The 20109-nt window shown below is 62.8% G+C and carries 20 protein-coding genes and 3 pseudogenes; 10 read left to right on the forward strand and 13 right to left on the reverse strand.

Going from position 1 to position 20109, the window contains the following annotated elements; genetic code table 11:
• Positions 1-24: 24 nt before the first annotated feature.
• From DM826_RS04355 to folP, 4 genes are all read right to left on the reverse strand, one after another.
• Entirely contained in the window at positions 25-204 is a 180-nt protein-coding gene (locus tag DM826_RS04355) for a hypothetical protein (protein ID WP_120101873.1), read from the reverse strand.
• Positions 205-242: 38 nt separating this feature from the next.
• Positions 243-1400 (reverse strand): Gfo/Idh/MocA family protein, encoded by a 1158-nt coding sequence (locus tag DM826_RS04360; RefSeq protein ID WP_120101875.1) that lies wholly within the window; start codon positions 1398-1400, stop codon positions 243-245.
• 127 nt (positions 1401-1527) lie between these two features.
• Positions 1528-2589 (reverse strand): Gfo/Idh/MocA family protein, encoded by a 1062-nt coding sequence (locus tag DM826_RS04365; RefSeq protein WP_120101877.1) that lies wholly within the window; start codon positions 2587-2589, stop codon positions 1528-1530.
• 49 nt (positions 2590-2638) lie between these two features.
• Entirely contained in the window at positions 2639-5194 is a 2556-nt protein-coding gene (gene folP, locus DM826_RS04370; RefSeq protein WP_120101879.1) for a dihydropteroate synthase, read from the reverse strand.
• A 152-nt stretch (positions 5195-5346) separates the two neighbouring features.
• Between folP and DM826_RS04375 the strand changes: the two genes are divergently transcribed.
• The 3 genes and pseudogenes from DM826_RS04375 to DM826_RS13205 all read left to right on the forward strand — a co-directional run.
• The gene (locus DM826_RS04375; RefSeq protein ID WP_394338539.1) at positions 5347-5718 is read left to right on the forward strand and encodes an Hsp20/alpha crystallin family protein; all 372 of its coding nucleotides are present in this window, start codon (positions 5347-5349) and stop codon (positions 5716-5718) included.
• A gap of 60 nt (positions 5719-5778) precedes the next feature.
• A pseudogene (locus DM826_RS13275) lies at positions 5779-6027 on the forward strand (AAA family ATPase); the annotation flags it as partial.
• A 120-nt stretch (positions 6028-6147) separates the two neighbouring features.
• Positions 6148-6624 (forward strand): annotated as a pseudogene (locus DM826_RS13205) (AAA family ATPase); the annotation flags it as partial.
• A 23-nt stretch (positions 6625-6647) separates the two neighbouring features.
• Here DM826_RS13205 and DM826_RS12975 read toward each other — a convergent pair.
• From DM826_RS12975 to gnd, 5 genes are all read right to left on the reverse strand, one after another.
• Positions 6648-6800: a DUF7557 family protein gene (locus DM826_RS12975; protein ID WP_165853246.1), complete on the reverse strand. Its 153-nt coding sequence runs from the start codon at positions 6798-6800 to the stop codon at positions 6648-6650.
• Between the two features lie 51 nt (positions 6801-6851).
• The gene (locus tag DM826_RS04385) at positions 6852-7346 is read right to left on the reverse strand and encodes a dihydrofolate reductase (protein WP_120101883.1); all 495 of its coding nucleotides are present in this window, start codon (positions 7344-7346) and stop codon (positions 6852-6854) included.
• Positions 7347-7390: 44 nt separating this feature from the next.
• On the reverse strand, positions 7391-7666 hold the full coding sequence (locus tag DM826_RS04390; protein WP_120101884.1) for a MarR family transcriptional regulator: 276 nt from the start codon (positions 7664-7666) through the stop codon (positions 7391-7393).
• 158 nt (positions 7667-7824) lie between these two features.
• Complete coding sequence (locus DM826_RS04395) at positions 7825-8406, reverse strand: 2Fe-2S iron-sulfur cluster-binding protein (protein ID WP_120101887.1); 582 nt, start codon at positions 8404-8406, stop codon at positions 7825-7827.
• 75 nt (positions 8407-8481) lie between these two features.
• Positions 8482-9378 carry a phosphogluconate dehydrogenase (NAD(+)-dependent, decarboxylating) gene (gnd, locus tag DM826_RS04400; protein WP_120101889.1) on the reverse strand — a complete coding sequence of 299 codons (897 nt, stop codon included), beginning with the start codon at positions 9376-9378 and terminating at the stop codon, positions 8482-8484.
• Between the two features lie 91 nt (positions 9379-9469).
• On the opposite strand from gnd, the gene DM826_RS04405 reads away from it, so the two are divergent.
• Both DM826_RS04405 and bioB read left to right on the forward strand, forming a co-directional pair.
• The gene (locus DM826_RS04405) at positions 9470-10702 is read left to right on the forward strand and encodes a DHH family phosphoesterase (RefSeq protein WP_120101891.1); all 1233 of its coding nucleotides are present in this window, start codon (positions 9470-9472) and stop codon (positions 10700-10702) included.
• A gap of 74 nt (positions 10703-10776) precedes the next feature.
• Positions 10777-11868 (forward strand): biotin synthase BioB, encoded by a 1092-nt coding sequence (gene bioB / locus DM826_RS04410; RefSeq protein WP_120102045.1) that lies wholly within the window; start codon positions 10777-10779, stop codon positions 11866-11868.
• Here bioB and DM826_RS04415 read toward each other — a convergent pair.
• From DM826_RS04415 to DM826_RS04430, 4 genes and pseudogenes are all read right to left on the reverse strand, one after another.
• Positions 11869-12681, reverse strand: a pseudogene (locus tag DM826_RS04415) (enoyl-CoA hydratase/isomerase family protein); the annotation flags it as partial. It abuts the gene before it with no gap.
• 54 nt (positions 12682-12735) lie between these two features.
• The gene (locus DM826_RS04420) at positions 12736-13368 is read right to left on the reverse strand and encodes a peptide-methionine (S)-S-oxide reductase MsrA (protein ID WP_120101895.1); all 633 of its coding nucleotides are present in this window, start codon (positions 13366-13368) and stop codon (positions 12736-12738) included.
• Positions 13369-13376: 8 nt separating this feature from the next.
• Entirely contained in the window at positions 13377-13784 is a 408-nt protein-coding gene (gene msrB, locus DM826_RS04425) for a peptide-methionine (R)-S-oxide reductase MsrB (RefSeq protein ID WP_120101898.1), read from the reverse strand.
• Between the two features lie 111 nt (positions 13785-13895).
• Positions 13896-14705: a helix-turn-helix transcriptional regulator gene (locus DM826_RS04430; RefSeq protein WP_120101900.1), complete on the reverse strand. Its 810-nt coding sequence runs from the start codon at positions 14703-14705 to the stop codon at positions 13896-13898.
• A gap of 360 nt (positions 14706-15065) precedes the next feature.
• On the opposite strand from DM826_RS04430, the gene DM826_RS04435 reads away from it, so the two are divergent.
• The 5 genes from DM826_RS04435 (at position 15066) to DM826_RS04455 (ending at position 20023) form a co-directional block, all read left to right on the forward strand.
• Positions 15066-15683: a histidine phosphatase family protein gene (locus tag DM826_RS04435; RefSeq protein ID WP_120101902.1), complete on the forward strand. Its 618-nt coding sequence runs from the start codon at positions 15066-15068 to the stop codon at positions 15681-15683.
• Positions 15684-15740: 57 nt separating this feature from the next.
• Positions 15741-16133: a succinate dehydrogenase, cytochrome b556 subunit gene (sdhC, locus tag DM826_RS04440; protein WP_120101904.1), complete on the forward strand. Its 393-nt coding sequence runs from the start codon at positions 15741-15743 to the stop codon at positions 16131-16133.
• Positions 16134-16135: 2 nt separating this feature from the next.
• On the forward strand, positions 16136-16507 hold the full coding sequence (locus DM826_RS04445; protein ID WP_120101906.1) for a succinate dehydrogenase: 372 nt from the start codon (positions 16136-16138) through the stop codon (positions 16505-16507).
• A 1-nt stretch (position 16508) separates the two neighbouring features.
• On the forward strand, positions 16509-17408 hold the full coding sequence (locus DM826_RS04450) for a succinate dehydrogenase/fumarate reductase iron-sulfur subunit (RefSeq protein WP_120101908.1): 900 nt from the start codon (positions 16509-16511) through the stop codon (positions 17406-17408).
• A 773-nt stretch (positions 17409-18181) separates the two neighbouring features.
• Positions 18182-20023 (forward strand): FAD-binding protein, encoded by a 1842-nt coding sequence (locus tag DM826_RS04455; RefSeq protein WP_120102047.1) that lies wholly within the window; start codon positions 18182-18184, stop codon positions 20021-20023.
• Positions 20024-20109: the final 86 nt, after the last annotated feature.

A 20109-nucleotide genomic window follows, 5' to 3' on the forward strand; every position in this document is an offset into this window, starting at 1 on the left:
ATACGGGATCAGTATCGACTCCGCTTACCGCCAACTCCATTTGCGGCCACGGACCACACGCATGGCAATAAATCCGATCAGCACCATCGAGACGAAGGTGATCGAACTCGGCACCGTGAGATAGCCGGCCGACACCAGCACCCCTGCCATGATAACCCCCATCACCACGGTCAACACCAGTTCGAGATCATTGACGCTGGACATACCCGGAGGGATACCGGCGACCCGAAAAGTCGTTTCGGTCAGTCATCCCCGGGCATCGATCCGGTATCAAGGTTGATCCATTCCCCCGTGGTGTCGGCACGCTCGATGGCATCGAGGACGCGCTGGACGGCATAGCCGTCGGCAAACGATGGCTGAAACGTCGTCTTGTCGGCGACCGCCGAGAGGAAGGCCGCGCTCTCGTGGACGAAGGTGTGTTCCCACCCGAGGACGTGGCCCGGCGGCCACCAGGCGTCCAGATAGGGGTCGCTCTCCTCGGTTACCAACACCGTCTCGTAGCCGCGGTTGTCACCGGTCAGCACCGCCAGTTCGTTGAGCCGTTCGAGCGAAAAGCGTAGACTTCCCTCCGTGCCGTGGATTGTGATGGTGTGGTCATTTTTGTGGCCGGCGGCGACCCGGGAGGCTTCGAAGCTAGCGGTCGCCCCGTTGGCGAAGACGGCTTCGGCGGTGTAGGCGTCGTCGACGCTGACCGGCCGATACTCGGCGACGGTCTCGCCGTCGTCGGCGTAGATTGGCCGTTCGTCAACGAACGTCTGTCGCTGGCCGGTGATGCGGTCGATACCGCCGGTGTGGTCGCCGATGAGGAACCGTGCGAGGTCGATCGTGTGCGCTCCCAGATCACCGAGCGCACCGGAGCCTGCGGCGTCGCTGTCCATCCGCCACGTCCAGGGTGCCTCGGGATCGACGAGCCAGTCCTGTAGATACCGCCCGCGGAACTGCCGAATCTCGCCGAGTTCGCCGCGATCGATCAACTCCTTGGCGTACTGGATCGCCGGGACAAAGCGATAGTTGAAGCCACAGCCCGCCGGAACCGTCGCCTCGTCTGCGGCCTCGGTCATCGCCTCAGCGTCGGCCAGCGTCGCCGCCAGCGGCTTCTCACAGAGCACGGCTGTGTCAGTGTTGAGAGCGGCGATCGATGGCTCGGCGTGGAGGTGATTCGGCCCGAGATTGTACAGCACGTCCACGTCGTCGATGACGGCCCGCCAGTCGGTCGCTGTGTGCTCGAAGCCGAGTCGATCGGCGGCCTCGCTGAGCGCGGCCTCGTCGCGGCCGATCAGCGTGTGCCGTTCTGTCGCTGGCGCTTCGGGGACGAACATCGGAAGGCGGGCGATGGCGTTGGCATGAGCGCGACCCATGAACCCATAGCCGAGCATTCCGATCCGCAGCGGATCAGTCATCGTGCTCACCGCGTAGCTGGCGGGTGATCTGCCGCGATGTGCGTTGTTGTAACATGATCGATTCAACAGCGACCAGCCGAATAACAGTTCGCCCGCCAGCGCGGTACAGTGCCGGCCAGTCTCACCCTCATTCAAGCCCGACGGCGTGGCCCGCGTCCGCAGAGCGATAAATCGCGTCGATCACCCGCTGGACGGCTACCCCCTGTTCGACCGTGTTTGTTGTCGGTGCTTCTCCCTCCCGGACGTGCTCAAGGAAGTAGCCAACCTCGGCTGCATGCGTGTTGCTGTCGCGGGTTTCGACGGTTGTTTCGGTAAGGTGTTCTTGCCCGGTTGTGTCTGCCTCATAGAGGGTGAGCGAATCGGCTTTTCGGTCATAAACTGCGCCGGCGTCGGTACCGCGAAACACGAACTCGTCGGTTCGCGGTCGGTTAGTCGCCCACGCGACCTCTAGGGAGATAGTGCGGTCGTCAGCGGTGCGGATGAACGCGCTAGCGGCATCCTCAACATCGAAGGCATCGGGGCCCTCGTCGTCGCCCCACATGTGGAGATAGGTGTACTCTTCGCGGGTGCCGAACTCCGCCCGTGTTGTCGCCGAGACCTCGGTGATCTCAGGGAAGTCAAGCACTGATAACGCGAGGTCGATGGCATGGACGCCGATGTCGATGATTGCGCCGCCGCCGGCGATCTCCGCCGAGGTAAACCATGATCCACGACCGGGGATGCCGCGTCGCCGCACGTAGTTCGCCTCGATGTGGGTGATCTCCCCGAACCGACCCGCCGCGCGGTAGCTGGTGAGGACGTCGATCGGGGCGGCAAACCGGTTGTTGAAGCCGACCATACAGAACCCCTCAGCGTCGGCGGCCGCCGCCGCGATCCGCTTCGCGCTATCGAGTGTGTGGGCGAGCGGTTTTTCGATCAGTACGTCACAGCCAGCCGCCAATGCGGCGGTTGCATACTCCTCGTGGTATTTGTTCGGCGTTGTGACGAAGATAGCCGCAGCGTCATCGAGCAGTGGCTCCAGGGTGTCGTACGTTGGAACTGACCATTCGGCGTTAAACTCCCGGCGGGCGGTTTCGTCGACGTCGACGCCGCCAACGAGGTCGGCGTCGTGGTCGGCAAGGATCTCGGCGTGGTGGGCGGCGATTCCCCCGAGGCCGACGATACCGACGCTGACTGGCTCCGGTGTCATTGGCATGGTTCGGGTACCGCCAGCCGATAAACCTGTGGCCCCGCGATAGTTACCCCCCGATTGAATCAGGATCGTCGAGCGCAGCCACGACGTCAACCGCGGATCGGTTCTCGGCGACATCGTGGACGCGAACGATATCGGCCCCGCGCTCGGCGGCTAGGGCGGTCGCCGCGACCGTCGCGTCACGCCGGTCGTCGGGCTCACTGTCGATTTTGCTGAACATGGATTTCCGGGAGTGGCCGACGAGAACGGGGCAGCCGAGTGCATCAAACTCGCCGAGGCGATCCAGAAGTTCGAAGCTTTCAGCACTTGTTTTCCCAAAGCCGAGGCCGGGATCGACGATGATCCGCTCGCGGGGGATACCGGCTTTTTCGGCAAGTATCAGTCGCTCGTTGAGGACAGCGAGAATATCCTCAACCACGTCGTCGTAATCGATCTCCTTGTCGGGGACGACCGGTGCGTCGATCGAGTGCATGAGGATCACCGGCACCTCGCGGTCGGCGACCAACTCCCGCATCGCCGAATCGTCAAGCCCGGTTACGTCGTTGACGATATCAGCACCGGCATCGAGCGCGGCCTCCGCAACCGCGGCTTTCCGGGTGTCGACGGAGATAGCAACGTCCAGTTCCGAGACGGCCTCGATGACCGGTACGACGCGGTCGATTTCTTCCGCAACGCTCACTGGCTCCGCGCCGGGACGCGTACTCTCGCCGCCGATGTCGATGATATCTGCTCCCGCATCGACGAGTGCTCTTGCTCCTTCGATGGCCGCATCTTGATCAAAGAAATCGCCGCCGTCGTAGAAGCTGTCGGGCGTGACGTTGAGAATCCCCATGACTGCGGTGCCGTCATCCCACGGTCTGTGCTCGGTCGATGTCGCGGTGGCAGTGGACTCGGCAGTGAGGCCCAACTGCTCGCGGAGGTCAGCCGCGATCGTCGGGAGGCCGACACCGCAGTCAGCGAGTTGGGTTGTCAACGCACGGAACTCGGCGAGTGTCCCCGAGAGGACGAGCTCGTGGCGTTCGCCCGGTGTTGTAACGCCCGAAGCGACGCAGTTGCCGCCGAGCGCTGCGAACTGCTCGCGGAGGATGGCCGCCTGTCTGTCGTCAACACGGGTCGCGATCGTTCGGTGGACTGTCTTCTCGTGGCCGCTGTCGATGTCACCGGCTGTTGCGTGAATCCCGTCCAACACATCGGTCGCTGTCGCGGTGTCGTCGACGCGTTTTGGGATATCGAGTCGCGTCACCGCCGATCGGGCCTCGCCGACCGCAAACAGCGATCCTGTGACGAGCAGGCAGTCGTCGGGGCCGACCCGCGTTTCAGCCTCGCTGACGGCGTCGGCGACCGCCTCGCCTGCGGTCACCGATTCGATGCCCTCGGTTTCGAAACAGCGGGCCAGGACGGCCGGATCTTCGGCGCGGTCGAGATTTGGGCGACAGGTGATCACCGAGGTTGGTGTCGGCAGCGCGGCGATCATCTCGGCGTGGGGCTTGTCGTGCATCGCGCCGAAGACGATATGCAGGTCGTCGTACTCGAAGGTCGACAGCGTCTCGGCGACCTTCTCGATGGCGTCGGCGTTGTGCGCGCCATCGAAGACGGTCAGCGGCTCCGTTTCCAGCACCTCAAATCGACCGGGCCAGTGAGCGTTGCGAAGTCCCCGCCGGAGGGTTTCGGTGCCGAGGGTGGCGGCTGTGTCGTCGCCATCCTCGTCGAACGTTTCGACGACTTGCCCGGCCAGCGTCGTTGCGATCCCGGCGTTGAGGGCTTGGTGTTCGCCGAGTAATGCGAGTCGGGCCGAACAATTCAGCCCGTCGGCAAACGGTGCTGGGAATCTGGTGGTTCCGTCACCGCTGCTCTCAGTATCTCTGTCGCCCGGTATCGACACCGAGATCTGTGATTCCGTTGTGGTCACGCGACCATCGTAGCCGACGGTCACGTCTGTTGTTCCGTCGGTGCCGATCGTCAACACGTCGCCTGCGTCGGCTCGAAGCGTCGCAAGCGCGTCACCGGTCGTCCCGGTTACCAGCGGCGTTCCGTCGTCGGGGGCGACTGCCGCTTTCGTCGCCGCGATCTCCTCGATGGTATCCCCTAAGACGCTCGTATGCTCCAAGGAGATGGTCGTCACGCAGCTGGCGATGGGATCGATGACGCTGGTTGCATCGAACTCGCCGCCGAGACCGACTTCGAGGACGGCGACGTCGACGTCCTGCTGATCGAAATACCAGATCCCGAGTAGGGTGACAACTTCGAAAAACGTCAGCGGCTCGCCGTCGGCAGCACGGTCGATCAGCCACGGTTTGACCTGCTCGACGAACTCAGTAATCGCGTGGTCGGTGATCGGCCGGCCGTCGACCTGAATCCGCTCGTTCAGCGTTTCGAGGTGTGGCGAGGTGTAGAGGCCGACTGAGTAGCCGGCTTCCCGCAGCACGGACTCGGTCAGCTTCGCCGTGCTGCCTTTCCCGTTGGAGCCGGCGACCTGCACGAACCGGATGTCGCTCCCGGGGTCGCCGAGCTCCGACCGCAACGCGGCCGCCGACTCGATGCCCGGCCGCACCTGAAACCGGCGGAGGTCAAAGAGGAAGTCCACCGCCTCGTGATACTCCATACTCGGGTATGCCATCGCCGCCGCTTATGGGTAACGAAGGGGGTCGCCGGCAGTCAGGATCGTGTGGGTTTGTGTCACGTTACAACCCACCATGAATTTTAAGATTTATTACGAACCGCCAACAATCATCGACTGCACTGAGGTGAAAAGCCATGGCACTGATCCGAGCACCGACCAGTTCCTGGCGACAAGGCCTCGACGTACCGAGCCGATTGTTCGAACGTAGCGGTAACGACTACGAACTGTTTGAGGAGGACGGCGAGTTCGTCCTCTCCATCGAGCTCCCGGGGTTCGACCCCGCGGAGATCACCGCCTCGTGGGACAGCGGCGTGCTGAACGTCGCCGCCGAACACGAGGACGAACAGCGCGGACAGCGACGAACCTACCACCGGCGGTTCCGCTTCCCCAAGGATGTCGACGACGAGGCGATCGCCGCCGAGTACAACAACGGGATCCTTGAGGTTCGGCTGCCCGTCGAGACGGGTGCGGCCGTCTCAGGCACCGAGATCGAGGTAGAGGCGTAAGCGGCGCCGTCCGATCGAACACCGACTCGGTATTTCGTTTTTACACGCTGGAGGTCAGCCATGCAACTCAGCGTCAAACAGCTCAAAAACCGCGACCCCGGCAGTGGCATGGCCGTCATCGACCGCGAGGCCCTCGGCGACCTCGGTGTCTCCAGCGGCGACTTCGTCGCGATCGAGGGACGGGACGGCGGCCGCGCGGTCGCCCGCGTCTGGCCGAGTGACTCCGGCGACGCGGGACGGGGGATCATCCGCATTGACGGCCAGCTCCGGGCTGCGGCCAACGTCAGCATCGACAATCAAGTAACCGTCGAACCGACCGATGTGGCACCCGCCGAGCGTGTCCGCGTCGCCCTCCCCGACGCGGTGGGCGTTCGCGGCGATCTCAGCTCGCATATCCGCGAGCAGCTCACCGACCACGCCGTGACGGCCGGCGACACCAACGTCGGCGAGCGCGTCGTCAGCCAACTCCTGACGGAACTCGACGGCCTCGAAGAGTTGGAGGACGTGGTCGTCATCGCCACGACCAACCGGCCCGAGCTGATCGACGACGCACTACTGCGGCCCGGCCGGCTGGATCGCCACATCGAGGTTGCTGATCCCGATGAGGACGCCCGCCGTGAGATCTTCGATATTCACACCCGCAACAAGCCGCTGGCCGACGATGTCGATCTCGACGATCTGGCCGCCCGCACCGAGGGCTATGTCGGCGCGGACATCGAAGCCGTCTGCCGGGAGGCGGCCACGGTTGCCGTCCGCGACCACGTCACCGCCGCCGACACCGACGACGAAACGCCGGTTGACGAGATCTACCTGACTGCCAACCACTTCGAGCAGGCCTTCGACGAAGTCGATGCCGAGTCCGCCGCCTTCGAGGCTGACTCGCCGCTCGAAGCCGAGGCAGTCTAACCGTCGGCGCGCGGCCGTGGGGGTTATTCGACCCTATCGTCACCGAAGGAGAGCGTGAGCCCCTCGCTTTCGTAGATGTTGATGAGCTCGGTGACAATCTCGTCGTAGGATTCGTTGTCGATGCGGAGGGCGTCGAGTCGCTCGATGGTTGCTTCGTCGAGTTCGACTGCCGGCATAACAGTCGTAACTATGCTGTCAAGCGATTTGAGTGTAACGGCGGCCGCTGCTTACTCGCGTTCTGCGCCGGCAACGCGAACCCACTCCTCCAGTCGGAAGCGGTCGTATTCGGTCGTCGATTCGAGCTGCCAGTTCGCGTCGTCCCACACGGGATAGAACGCGTCGCCGTCGTACTCGCCGGCCACCCGGCTCAACACCATCCGGTCGATGTGTGGTTGAAACAGGTCGTAGATCACCGCACCACCGATCACGTAGACCGTCTCCGCATCCAACGCCTCGGCGACAGCGACCGCGTCGTCGACGCCGCCAGCGTGGTGAGCAGTCGGCACATCAAATTCTTGCTCGCTTCGGCTGAGAACGATCTGGGCTGCGCCCGGGAGGTCGTCCAGCATTGATTCGAAGGTGACCCGCCCCAAAATGACAGGATCGGTGGCGATCCGCTCGCGGTACTGCTGTTTGTCGGCTGGGATCGACGGCCACGGGAGCTCGCCGTCGTCACCGATCACACGGTTGTCGGCGATGGCGGCGACTGACACCAGTTCCATAGCCAGCGTACGGGCGGCGGTGAGAAAACCGTTAGCGTGTCGACTCAGCTCGGTTCGTTGATCGCAAGGTTGGTTGTGGCGGCGGGCTCCTCGGTGACCAGCGAGTAGAGCCGTTTGCGGGCGTCCTGAATGTGGAGCCGCTCCTCGATGAGGTCATCGTCGGCCAGCGTTGTCAGCGCGTAGCGAACAGTACGGGAGGGGAGCAACGATTCGGTTGCGAGGTCACCCTGCGTCAACGGCCCCTCGTATTCGAGCGTTTTGTAGACCAGCTTCGCGCTCGGCGGGAGATCTTCGAGGGTTGAACGGGTGGCGTCGTCCATACGAGAAGACCGCTACGCCGGTAATTAAACACCACGGGGTTGTGCGTCGGTCGCGGTCGACCGCCTGTATCGCCACTGTTGGTACGCTGTGCTGTCGAGCGTGAAATCAGCAACAAAACCCGATCGTCGATCGAAATCCCTGCGGCGACGCCCGGTCGCTACGGTGCTTCGCCGGTTTCGAGCGTGAAGTCCGCAATGGGGTAGGCCACACAGGTCAGCGTGTAGCCCTCTTCCATTTCCTCGTCGGTGAACGTTTCCTGCTCGTAGTGGATCACGTGATCCTCGGCGGGGCCGTCTTCGATGTGGCCCGCACAGGAGACACACTGCCCCTGTCGGCAGGCATACGGGAGGTCGAACCCTTCGTCTTCGGCCTTGTCGAGGATCGTCTCGTTGCTGGCGACCTCGATCGTTTCGCCCTGTTTGGCGAGTTCGATCTCGTGGTACTCAATCTCGTCTTCGGGCATCTCCGCGGGGCTCTGTTCTTCCGGCTCGGCCTCTTCAAGTTCGCCGTCTTCGCCTGTTTCGGCACCGCCTTCGATGGCGACCGCGCCGCCACCGCCGCCGATCGATCGGTTCATCGGCTCAGGGAAGCTGGTCTCCGGCACTGCCGCTGCGCGCTTCTCAAGGATCTCCTGGGAGATATCGGGGTTTGCCTCCCATTCGGTTCCATTGGCAAAGTGCAGCACGACGAACATCCCCGTCAGGGCTGCAGCGATGCCAAACGCCACAAGATCAACCATATTGAGGCGTTAGGAATCGGGGGTTAATTACCTTACGAGGTTCCGCCTGCGTGTGTCGGTGTGCGTCTGTGACGCTTATTCGTTGCGAGCGACATGATGTCGCCCGAACCCGTATCGGAGCCGGTTGGCCAACCGCCGGGAGAATCGCCCCTCGTTGCGGCTGTCGAACCGCTCGGCAAGAGCTTGGTAGATGAGTGGCACCGGTACCTCCTGTTCGAGTGATTCCTGCACCGTCCAGGTGCCTGTCGAGCCGCCAGCGACGTGGTCGGCGACGTCGCCGAGGTCGTTGCCCTCCTCGATGAAGGCTTCCTCACAGAGCTCAAGCAGCCACGAGCGGATCACCGCGCCGTTGTTCCAGGTTCGCGCGATCGACTCCATATCGAGGTCGTAGCGGCCGTTGGCCAACAGCTCAAAGCCCTCTCCGTAGGCCTGCATCAGCGCGTACTCAACGCCGTTGTGCACCATCTTCACGTAGTGGCCCGCGCCGGATGGGCCCATTCGGTCGTGGCCCTCCGGGCCGGTGGCGACCGCATCGAAAACAGGGGTGAGTTCCTCGTAGGCCCACTCGGGGCCGCCGATCATCAGCGAGAAGCCAACCTCTGCGCCCGCGGGCCCGCCGCTGGTGCCACAGTCGAGGTAGGCCGCCGAACAGGCGTCGGCGCGGTCGACCGATCGCTGGAACTTGGAGTTGCCGCCGTCGACGACCACGTCGTCCTCGGTGAGGTGTGGATCAAGGTCGTTGAGGGTTGCATCGACCGCTTTGCCGGCCGGCACCATCAGCCAGATCCGTTTGTCCGCGCCGAGTTGCTCGACGAAGTCGGCGATCGAGTCGGCTGGCGTTGCCCCCGCGTCGGCTGCCGTTGCGACCGCGTCGTCGTCGAGATCGAAGGCGACCACGTCGTGGCCGCCGTCGAGTGTGCGATCAACAACGATCTGTCCCATCCGGCCAAGGCCGATCACACCAAGTTGCATGCGCGAGGGAAGACGGTGGGGGGTGGTAGTGGTTGTGATTGTACTCGCTCCAACACAGGGGAGTTTTCACCGTTGCCGATAGAGCCAGCCTATGGACGATTCGCTTATCGACAGCAGCGAGCTTTCGCTTGATCGCCGGTCGGTTCTGCCGGGCACCGGCTTCTTTTATCCGAATTCGCTCGACGAGGATCGAAGTGAGGAACGCGCTAAGGCCGCCATCGACGGCGCGGAGGCCGTCGTCGTCACCGACTCCGATGCCGATGGACTGGGCTGTGTCGCGCTCATCCGCGAGCGGTACGACGCCGCCCTCGATGTTGAGCCGTTCCTCAACGAGATTAACGCTCGACTCGACGATGGCGACGACAGCGATGAGACATCCGTTGCGACGGACGATGGGGGTGACTCCGCGGTCGGCCTCATCGCCGCCGGGCCACACTCTCTGACAGAATCCCTGGAGTACGTCGCTGCGTATGCCGAGCCCGGAACCGATGTCTACATTTGTGATATCGCGCCCGATAGCTACGAAGCGGTCGCCGATCCCCTAGAGACAATCCGCGATCGAGACGACCGCGTCTCGTGGTACGACCACCACCAGTGGCCCGAAGCGGTTGCCGACGCTGTCCGTGATATCGGTGTCGACCTCGTTGTCGGCGATTCCGACGCGGAGTGCAGCACGGATGTCACGCTGCGCTCCCTAGAGTATGATTTCGACGAGCAGTTCACCGAGTTGGCGGCGGTCACCCGCGATCACGACCTCTGGATCAATGACGATCCACGGAGCAAGGATCTGGCCGACTACGCTTTCTGGACCGACGCCGAGGAGTACGCCGCCGTCGTCGGTGCCTATGGGGCGTCGCTGCCACAGCCGGTCGAGGAGTACATCAGTCACCGCCGCGTCGAAAAAGAACAGTTGATCGTGAAAGCCGTCGATCGGGCGGCGTACAAATCGGTTGGCCCGTGGACGGTCGGCGTCACCTACGGTCGCTGCTCACAAAACGAGGTCGCCGACGAACTGCAGGCCGCGGGCGCGGACGCGGCGGTCATCGTCAAACCCTCCGGAAGTGCGAGCATCCGCGGTGGCGAGGGCTTCGAGTCTGCCCATTTGGTTGCCCGACAGGTCAACGGCGGCGGCCATCCCAAAGCCGCGGGCTGTAAACCCGATATCTACGACGACATGATGGATTACGCCTACCACTGGACGACGAAGGGCGAGACGACGAAACGCGTGATTTTGCAGGCCTTCGAGCGCGTCGCTGAAGAGTTGGATGCAGCCGACGAGGCTGATGAGGCTGACGAGGACGACACCGACACAGCCGACGAGTAGCGACGGACGCTACTCGCCCTGCTCTCCTGGCTTGATCCCCGACACTTATTATCGTGTAAACGACACAGGTGATCGTGGTTTACGAGACAGGAAACCGAACCATCGACGACGCTGTCGCCCGCGTTCTCGACGGCGACCAGATCGACCGCACTGACGCCATCGCGCTGTTGGCCCAGCCGGTCGACGATCTCGCGGCGGCGGCCGACACCGTGCGGGCGACCCTCGGCGACGGCACCGTCGACGCCTGCAGCATCGTCAACGCGAAAGCCGGCAACTGCGCTGAGGACTGCGGCTTTTGTGCCCAATCGGCACACTTCGATACCGGCATCGAGACCCACGGCTTCCTCGATCCCGAGGAAATCTTAGCGGCCGCCAAACGCGCCGAAGCCGACGGCGCACAGCGGTTCGGCATCGTGGTCGCCGAGAAAGGCGTGAGCAAAGAAAGGCGACCCGAGGAGTGGGCCGATGTCCTCCGTGCGGTTCGACTGGTTCGCGATGAAACCGATGTCGAAATCGACGCCAGTCTCGGGCTGCTCACACAGGCGGAAGCCGATATCCTCGCCGACGAAGGACTCAATCACTACAATCACAACATCGAGACCTCACCGCGGTACTTTGATGAGATCGTCTCGACGCACTCCTTTGAGGATCGCCTCAAGACACTCCGCCGCGCGAAGAACGCTGGGATGGATCTCTGTGCCGGCGTCATCCTGGGGATGGGTGAAACACCCGCTGACCGTGTTGACGCCGCGCTCGAACTCCGAAAGATCGGTGTCTCCTCGCTGCCGGTCAACATTTTGAACCCGATTGAGGGGACGCCGCTCGGCGACCGCGAGTCGGCAGCGATCTCGAAAACTGATCTCATCAAAACCATCGCTGTCTACCGACTGCTCCACCCGACCGCCCGCGTTCGACTGACGGGTGGCCGCGAGGTTAATCTCGCCGAGGATGAACAACACTGGCCTTTCGAGGCCGGTGCCGACGGCCTGCTGACCGGCGACTATCTCACGACCGGCGGGCAGGATGCCGCAACCGATATCGAGGTTATCGAAGACGCCGGCCTTGCGCCCAACACGGCAGTCAACGAGTTCGATCCTGAGCGCGTCAAAGCAAACGCCAACCGCGATGGTGCGGACGCCGCCATCGAATCGCGTGCTGACGACTAATTATTCACCAGTAAACGCCGGGTCGTCGTCATTTTGGAATGCGGTGACACCTTCGCTGAAGTCCTCGGTATCGAGCAGTTGCCCGAAAGCGTGAGCCTCGATTTCGAGGCCGGCGTCGGTGTCGTCGCGGCCGGCGCGCATCGCGCGTTTTGTGTATTTCTGGGCGAGCGGCGGGCCAGCGGCGACCTGTTCGGCTACCTCCATTGCTCGCTCGGCGAACTCGTCGGCGTCGACGACGCGGGCCAGAAAGCCGTAATCGGCCATCTCTGCTGCGGTGTAGCGGTCGCCGGTGAAGATGATCTCTTTGGCGCGACTTTCGCCGATGAGGTTCGGGAGTCGCTGGGTGCCGCCCCACCCTGGCAGCAACCCGAGGTCGTGTTCGGGCTGGCCGAACGTCGAGTCGGCAGTTGCGAGTCGAAGATCAGCAGCTGTCGCCAACTCCATCCCGCCGCCAAGACAGAAGCCGTCGATGGCAGCGACGACGGGGGTGTCGCAAGCCTCCAGTTTGCCGAAGGTTTGCTGGCCGGTGCGGGCGAGTTCGACGCCGTCGGTAGCGCTCATCCCGTCGGCGGCCAACGCTGCGAGCTCGGCTCCCGCTGAGAATGCGCGGTCGCCTGCGCCGGAGAGGAGGAGACAGCGCACGTCGCTGTCGGCATCGAGGGTGTCGATGGCGGTTGCCAACTCGTCGAGCAGTGCCGGCGTGATCGTGTTTAGCTCAGCCGGACGGTCAAGAATAATGCGGGCGACTGCATCGGTTCGCTCGATTCGAAGCGTTTCGAACGCGGTGGGAGTCGCGTCGCTATCGTCGCTGTATGCGTTCATACTCGACCTACTGGCGGGTGGCGATTCAACGTTCCGTCTCGCCGCCTATGTGCTGTGGACGCTCCGGTTTGATGCGATGCCGAGGGCATTGGCGTCGCTCACCTCATGGCCGACAACATGGCCGTTGAGCGTTGCGGCCGCTGGCGACTCCCGAATCGCCGCCTCGTCGTAGCCGGCGTCCTCGAAGGCACTCATGATCGACCGCTTGTTTCGGAGGCTGTACTTCTGGTGGTAGTCCTCAGCCGGAACAAACCGGGATAGTTGTTCGACACGGGTTTCGATCCCGTCGACCGTGTAATCGTTGGCGTCGAGATAGTCGGTGAGCGCCTCGCGCTGGTCGGCGGTTGCGACAAAGACGATGTTTTGATACTGGGTTTTCCGCGTCTGCTGGGTCGGATCGTGACTCCGGAAGACGAGATCGAGCAGGTCGCGAAAGGATCGTTCCGCAGGGTCGTAGTCGACCTGGAATGCTTCGGTGTGATCGCCGAGATCGTGATACGTTGGATCAGTTTTTGTGCCGCCGGCATAGCCAACGCGGGTGCGGACGACGCCGTCGAGCGCGCCGAACTGGGCGTCCGGCCCCCAGAAACAGCCGAGTGCGAACGTCGCCGTCTCGGTTGCTGCTGGGTCGGGGGCTGCGTCGTCGTACGCTTTGATCGTAGACGCTGTGGGAGCCATCGCGGTCGCTATTCGTCCTCGAAATCGAGGGCGATCCCGTTGATGCAGTAGCGTTTGCCGGTCGGCTCTGGGCCGTCCTCGAAGACGTGGCCGAGATGGCCCTCACAACTGCTGCAGACAACCTCTGTGCGCGTGCGGCCGAGGCTGTGATCTGGCCGGGTCTCAACAGCGTCGCTGTCGGCTGGATCGTAAAAACTTGGCCAGCCGGTGCCGGACTCGAATTTCTCGTCGCTCGTGAATAGCTCCTGGCCACAGCCGGCACAGCGGAAGACACCATCGTCGCTGATATCTAACAGCGGTGAGGTGCCAGCGGGCTCAGTACCTGCCTCACGAAGGATCTTGTACTCCTCGGCTGAGAGAATCTCTTGCCACTCCTCGTCGCTGTCGGGCTGCTGGCTGTCGGGCTGATTGCTCATATCCACAACAGGGGCTACAGCGGTATAGTTCTCGTGGCGGTGTCCACCCGGCTCGCACAGCCCCGTCAACGTGTATCGACTACGACGACGATGGCCGCGACGACACCCCAGCTACGCCTCCGGCACGTCGGCGGGTGTGAGCTCCTCGGCGGCCGCCTGGATCGACGCATAGCGGTCGGTTGCCCACTCGACGGCCGCCGGTGTGTCGTTGATAACAACCCCGTGGACGCCACGGTCGGCATACACGATGAGGCCGATGTGATCCGGCTCCTCACCGATCCAGAAGCCGAATTCGATATCAACCGGCGCGCGATATACCGAAAACAGCGGTCGCTGAAGTCGATCAGCCACCGTCTCAGGATCGAGCGTCGACAGCCGTTCAAATACGGACTCCGCAAGCGTCATCTCCAAGGTGGTGTCATTGTCGGCAGCGATCCGGAAGACCCGATCTGTGTACCCTGATAGCGCGCGCGGTGCCACCCCACGAACCCGGTCGGCGGTGGCGATCCGATCGAGAAACTCCGTGAGCACCGCATCGGGCACCGGCTCCTCGGCCGGAAAGCTGTCGGCATCCTCAAGCGCGACGGTTGGAACCTCGTGATCACCCGACAGCGGCGATAACACCTCTCCCGCGGCGGTGATCGATCGGATCGATTCGACGGTGTTGGCATACACCGCCGCGGTGGCCTCACCGGCGACTGTCGGCTGCCAGACGCCATCGTGGTAGGTCACCAGATCAGCCCCTTCGAGCTCTCTGACGACGGTATCCAACGTTGATCGCGGCATCGACAGTGTGTCGACGAGCGCGCGCTTCTCCTGTGGCTCCTCGACGATCGCTTGCAGGCAATCCCACCGTCGATTGACGGTGTACAGAAGCTCGTGGGGGCTCTGATCCGACATCTGTTCGTTGCTCGTATCCATATTCGTGTAGGGGAATATACTTTCGGTAGGGGTACACGAATTCGGAACACCTAGAGATTCTTCGAACGAGAGACTGTAGATGGCATAATATGGGTGGGACTTCTACCACGGACTGTCCACCACTGACCCCTCGGCCCTCTCCACCTGTCCGTCCCACCGTGGTCTGCCTCGTCCACGCCTCGGCCCTCCACTGACGGCTCTTAGTCGTCTCTTCGAGCGGGTTGCGTGGTGGAAGAACACCTCCTGTCGTTGCAAGCGCTGTTGATCTGTTTCTCCTCCGGCGACACCGCACGGTCGACAGCTGTCCACTTGTCTGGCGCGGCCACCACAGCTATAGGTCGCTGTCCCGAGACCCCAGCTATGACCGATACCGTGTGGGTTGTTCGGCACGGCCAACGGCAGGATACGGTCGATCCGGATTGGGAGTTGACCGCCGCCCGTGTTCACGATCCGGGCTTGACCGAGCTGGGTCGCTGGCAAGCGTGGCGATGTGGCCGATTTTTCGCCGACAACGGGATCGATTTCGATGCGATCTACTGCTCGCCGTTTCTTCGGGCCGTCCAGACCACCGCTGAGATCTGTGGGGTGATCGGTGGGACAGGCTGGCTGGAACCTGGCCTCGGCGAACACCGCAACAACGAGTGGTTCGACAGCGACCCCGACACGCTCTCGTTCGAAACGCTGGGGAACTACTTCGATCCGATCCGCGACGACCACGAGCCCTTTGTTGTCCCCGAATTCCCCGAAACTCACGACGAAGCTGAAGCGCGCGCCGGCGAGACCGCTCGCCGGATCGCCGACGCCCACGAGGGTCGGGTGCTCATCGTCGGCCACGGGCTGACGATCGGCGGTGTCGTCCGGGGCCTCGTCGGCTCGACCGAGGGTGTCGACGCGCCACTCTGTGGGCTCACCCGGATCGACCGCGTCGATGATCGCTGGGAACTCGGATTGTCGGGCAAGACTGACCACCTCGATTAGCCGTGGTATCCTGACGACGTAACTTCTATACCAGCGCGGGACGCACCCACACACGATATGAGTCAGTCGTACAATCGCGGCACAATCGAGAGCTTCGGTCGGTGGCGGGAGTTCTCCGCCGGGATGTGGGCGTGGATCTTCCACAAGTTCACCGGCTGGGTGCTCGTTGGCTATCTTTTCACGCACATTGCCGTCCTCAGCACCGCCATTGAGGGCGCAGAGATGTACACAAACACGATCGTCACCCTCGAAGGGCTGTTGTTGGTTCGGATTCTTGAGGTCGGCCTGCTGGCGGTTGCCGTCTTCCACATCCTCAACGGCCTTCGACTGCTGTTGGTCGATCTTGGGATCGGACTGGAATCGCAGGACAAGAGCTTCTACGCATCGGTGATCCTGACCGGAGCGATCACGGTTGCATCGGTGCCGACGTTCATCGCGGGGGCGTTCTAACGATGGCTGAACACTACTCCTCGTTTACTGAGGGTGGCCGGCTCTGGCTCTGGCAGCGCATTACGGCGGCGTTTCTCGTCGTGGTGCTTGCCTTCCATTTCTTCCTGCTGCATTTCGTCTACCACGCTGACGAGGTCACCTTCGGGCTGAGCGCGGCCCGCATGCAGACATGGACGTACTACTCGCTGATGGTGTTGTTCCTGATTACGGCGACGTTCCACGGTGTCAACGGCGTCTACAACGCCCTCATCAACCAAGGGTTGACAGGGACGAAACGCCAAGTGGTCAAGTGGACACTCGTCGTTGCCAGCGGCATCCTCCTCGTTCAGGGGATCCGCACTGCAAACGCTTGGGCAGGCATCGGGGTATTCTAACATGAGCACGCAACCACCACAACAGCAATCCGAGGAACCGGCCGCCGAACAGTCCGCCGACGCGGAGTCGACGCCGGCGGCCCAACAGCGACGCGAGGACAAAAAGGCGGCCGACCGTGAGGCCCGGGACAAACGACAGGCTGAGGAAGCCGAACGAGAGGCCAAAGCCAACGAGGATACCCGCGAGATCAAGGTGTTCCGCTACGATCCCGAGGTCGAAGCCAAACAGGAACCGCGGTTCGACACCTTCCACGTTCCCTTCACGAAGGGGATGACCGTTCTCGATGCCGTGATCTACGCCCGCGATCACTTCGATCCCTCACTCACCTTCCGTCACTCCTGTCGGCAGGCGGTCTGTGGCTCGGATGCCTTCTTCGTCAACGGCCAGCAGCGACTCGGCTGCAAAACCCAGATTTCTGACTTGGAGGAGCCGATCCGGATCGAACCGCTCCCACATCAGGATGTCGTCAAGGATCTCGTCGTCGACATGGATCACTTCTACGAGGAGATGGAGGCGGTCGATCCGTACTTCGATCCCGACGAGACGCCGGACGGCGAGCTTGAAGAGCAGCGACAGTCACGCGCCAACCGCGAGAAGGTGAAGATGTCGACGCGGTGTATCTGGTGTGGGGCGTGTTTCTCCTCCTGTAACATCGCCGCTGGCGACAACGAGTATCTTGGCCCGGCCGCGCTCAACAAGGCCTACCGGTTTGCGATGGACGACCGCGAGGGCGACGCCAAAACCCAGGATCGTCTCGAAACAATCGAACAGGAACACGGCGTCTGGCGGTGTCAGACCCAATTCTCCTGTACGAACGTCTGCCCGAAGGATATCCCACTGACCGAGCACATCCAAGAGCTGAAACGCGAAGCGGTCAAGAAGAATCTGAAGTTCTGGTAGACGCTGGCGACATCGTTTACTGCCCTTTTTAATGCGTGCCGCTGGTGGTTTGTGAGCCGAACGACAGCGGGACAGCCGGGCATTCCCGGCTGAACCGCCGCCGAGTGGTACAATGAATCCTGTCGGCCGGCCGCTGCGAATGCAAGCGACCATCTATCCACCTGTTCGCCATCAAGTAAACGTTGTCGCAACTCGGTCTGTAAACTAGTTCTTATTACTACCTCATGAACATTAATTAGTGACTAAACGGCGACCTGGAATGTCATGCAAAGACGCGGGGCTTGCCAAACTAGTGTTGTCGCTTCGAAAGGCGGGACGGCGGTGGATGTGGGTCGACCCGCCAGGGGAAGTCGGTACAATGAACGGTCTCGGGCATGGCCGTGGCGGGTGGCACACGACCAGTTGGTTGAAGCGTCGAAAGCCACTAAAAGATTCTGCAAGGTATTAGCCAAATAGTGTAATAGTAGATCATAATCGTTGTATCTCTATAGTATATTTATTCTACTACAGGGATTCCACCATGATGTACGTAGTCTTTCTATCGTCGCTTGTGGGCTCTCACAGCGCGCTCAACAGTGGGTCTCAACCCGGTGTTGCCCCCGTCGAATCCGAATGTTTTACTCCGTGCCTCCCGTTGCCATAGCTATGGTTGGGAGCACCGTTGCTCGGCCGCCGATAGTCGGGGCTTGCTCGACGATGTGGCCGCAGCCGAGCCCGTGTTCCCGAAACTGCTGGTAACGCACACGACCGTCAGAACCCAACACTACTCAACTATGTACGAACACGATGTCGTCGTCGTCGGCGCGGGCGGAGCCGGACTCCGGGCTGCCATCGCCGCCGACGAGGCCGGTGCGGATGTCGCTATCGTCTCGAAACTCCACCCGGTGCGCAGCCACACGGGCGCGGCCGAAGGCGGGATCAACGCCGCCCTCCGGGACGCCGACTCCTGGGAAGATCACGCCTACGACACGATGAAGGGGTCGGACTATCTCGGCGACGCCCCCGCGATCGAAACGCTCTGTCAGAACAGCCCCTATGAGGTCATCCAACTCGAACACTGGGGGATGGCCTTCTCCCGTGAGGACGACGGTCGCGTCTCCCAGCGACCCTTTGGTGGCCTCTCGTTCCCCCGGACGACCTACGCCGGCGCCGAAACCGGCCACCACCTGCTGCATACGATGTACGAGCAGGTCGTCAAGCGAGGCATCGAGGTCTACGACGAGTGGCACGTCCTCGATCTCGCGGTCACCGACGAGGAACGCCCCGAGGATCGCCACTGCCACGGCGTCGTCGGCTACGACGTGGCGACCGGCGAAGTCTCGGGCTTCAAGGCCCGCGATGGCGTCATCCTTGCGACCGGCGGCCCAGGCCAGGCGTTCGACCACACGACCAACGCGGTTTCCTGTACCGGCGACGGCCAAGCGATGGCCTACCGCGCCGGCGTCCCCCTGGAGGACATGGAGTTTATCCAGTTCCACCCGACGACACTCCCCTCGACCGGCGTCCTCATCTCCGAGGGTGTTCGCGGCGAGGGTGGCATCCTCTACAACAAGGACGGCGAGCGGTTCATGTTCGAACACGGCTACGCCAACAACGACGGCGAACTCGCCTCCCGTGACGTGGTCTCCCGTGCCGAGTTGACCGAGGTCAACGAGGGCCGCGGCATCGAAGACGAGTACGTCCACCTCGATATGCGCCATCTCGGCGAGGAGCGCATCCTCGACCGCCTCGAAAACATCCTCCATCTCGCGGAGGACTTCGAGGGCGCGGATGGCCTCGAAGAGCCGATGCCGGTCAAACCTGGCCAACATTACGCGATGGGCGGCATCGAGACCGACGAGAACGGCGAGACCTGCGTCGGCGGGCTCTACGCTGCCGGCGAGTGTGCCTGTGCCTCCGTCCACGGTGCGAACCGTCTCGGCGGCAACGCCCTCCCCGAACTCATCGTCTTCGGCAAGCGCGCGGGCTATCACGCCGCCGGCAAGGAGATGGAGCCCGCCGAAATCGAAACCGGCCAGCGCGGCGAGTTCGAGCGCGCGACCGTCGACAGTCCCGTCGAACTCGGCGAGCCCGGCTCGCTTGGCGACGCCGTCGCCGACGGTGGGGCTGTCGCCGCCGGCGGATCGGCCGACGCCGACTCCGTTATCGACACCACCGTCGAAACTGCTCGCCAGCGAATCGATGAGCTGCTGAACAGCGACGGGATCCATCACTCGGAAGTGCGGGCCGACGTCCAGGAGACGATGACCGCGAAGGTCAACGTCTTCCGCGAGGAAGATGGCCTGAAGGAAGCCCTGCGGGAGATCCGCCAGGCACGAGAGGAGTACGAGAACGTGGCTGTCTCCGATCCCTCCCAGACGTTCAACACCGATCTGTTGCAGACGATCGAGACTCGCAATCTGTTGGATCTCGCTGAGGCGATCACCGTCGGTGCGCTCGCCCGCGATGAGTTCCGTGGGGCCCACTGGCGGGCCGAACATCAAGAGCGCAAGGACGATGAGTGGCTGAAACACACGCTCTTGTCGTGGAATGATGGCTCACCGGAGCTGTGGTTCCGGCCGGTCATCCTTGAGGGCGAAGAGAAGACCTACGAGCCGAAAACCCGGAGCTACTGAGCGTCGACACCGATTCCGCCGCTGTGTGGTCTCGTCCCCGGTGACCGACCCGCGCCCGCAACACATTTTGCCCGAGGGAAATACGT

It is taken from the genome of Halonotius aquaticus, from assembly GCF_003605575.1.
GTDB classification, from domain to species: domain Archaea; phylum Halobacteriota; class Halobacteria; order Halobacteriales; family Haloferacaceae; genus Halonotius; species Halonotius aquaticus.

Bases quoted from the DNA above. Each gene is read 5' to 3' on its own strand.
- DM826_RS04355 (WP_120101873.1), bottom strand. From the start codon at position 204: ATGTCCAGCGTCAATGATCTCGAACTGGTGTTGACCGTGGTGATGGGG.
- DM826_RS04360 (WP_120101875.1), bottom strand. From the start codon at position 1,400: ATGACTGATCCGCTGCGGATCGGAATGCTCGGCTATGGGTTCATGGGT.
- DM826_RS04365 (WP_120101877.1), bottom strand. From the start codon at position 2,589: ATGACACCGGAGCCAGTCAGCGTCGGTATCGTCGGCCTCGGGGGAATC.
- folP (WP_120101879.1), bottom strand. From the start codon at position 5,194: ATGGAGTATCACGAGGCGGTGGACTTCCTCTTTGACCTCCGCCGGTTT.
- DM826_RS04375 (WP_394338539.1), top strand. From the start codon at position 5,347: ATGGCACTGATCCGAGCACCGACCAGTTCCTGGCGACAAGGCCTCGAC.
- DM826_RS12975 (WP_165853246.1), bottom strand. From the start codon at position 6,800: ATGCCGGCAGTCGAACTCGACGAAGCAACCATCGAGCGACTCGACGCC.
- DM826_RS04385 (WP_120101883.1), bottom strand. From the start codon at position 7,346: ATGGAACTGGTGTCAGTCGCCGCCATCGCCGACAACCGTGTGATCGGT.
- DM826_RS04390 (WP_120101884.1), bottom strand. From the start codon at position 7,666: ATGGACGACGCCACCCGTTCAACCCTCGAAGATCTCCCGCCGAGCGCG.
- DM826_RS04395 (WP_120101887.1), bottom strand. From the start codon at position 8,406: ATGGTTGATCTTGTGGCGTTTGGCATCGCTGCAGCCCTGACGGGGATG.
- gnd (WP_120101889.1), bottom strand. From the start codon at position 9,378: ATGCAACTTGGTGTGATCGGCCTTGGCCGGATGGGACAGATCGTTGTT.
- DM826_RS04405 (WP_120101891.1), top strand. From the start codon at position 9,470: ATGGACGATTCGCTTATCGACAGCAGCGAGCTTTCGCTTGATCGCCGG.
- DM826_RS04420 (WP_120101895.1), bottom strand. From the start codon at position 13,368: ATGGCTCCCACAGCGTCTACGATCAAAGCGTACGACGACGCAGCCCCC.
- msrB (WP_120101898.1), bottom strand. From the start codon at position 13,784: ATGAGCAATCAGCCCGACAGCCAGCAGCCCGACAGCGACGAGGAGTGG.
- DM826_RS04430 (WP_120101900.1), bottom strand. From the start codon at position 14,705: ATGGATACGAGCAACGAACAGATGTCGGATCAGAGCCCCCACGAGCTT.
- DM826_RS04435 (WP_120101902.1), top strand. From the start codon at position 15,066: ATGACCGATACCGTGTGGGTTGTTCGGCACGGCCAACGGCAGGATACG.
- sdhC (WP_120101904.1), top strand. From the start codon at position 15,741: ATGAGTCAGTCGTACAATCGCGGCACAATCGAGAGCTTCGGTCGGTGG.
- DM826_RS04445 (WP_120101906.1), top strand. From the start codon at position 16,136: ATGGCTGAACACTACTCCTCGTTTACTGAGGGTGGCCGGCTCTGGCTC.
- DM826_RS04450 (WP_120101908.1), top strand. From the start codon at position 16,509: ATGAGCACGCAACCACCACAACAGCAATCCGAGGAACCGGCCGCCGAA.
- DM826_RS04455 (WP_120102047.1), top strand. From the start codon at position 18,182: ATGTACGAACACGATGTCGTCGTCGTCGGCGCGGGCGGAGCCGGACTC.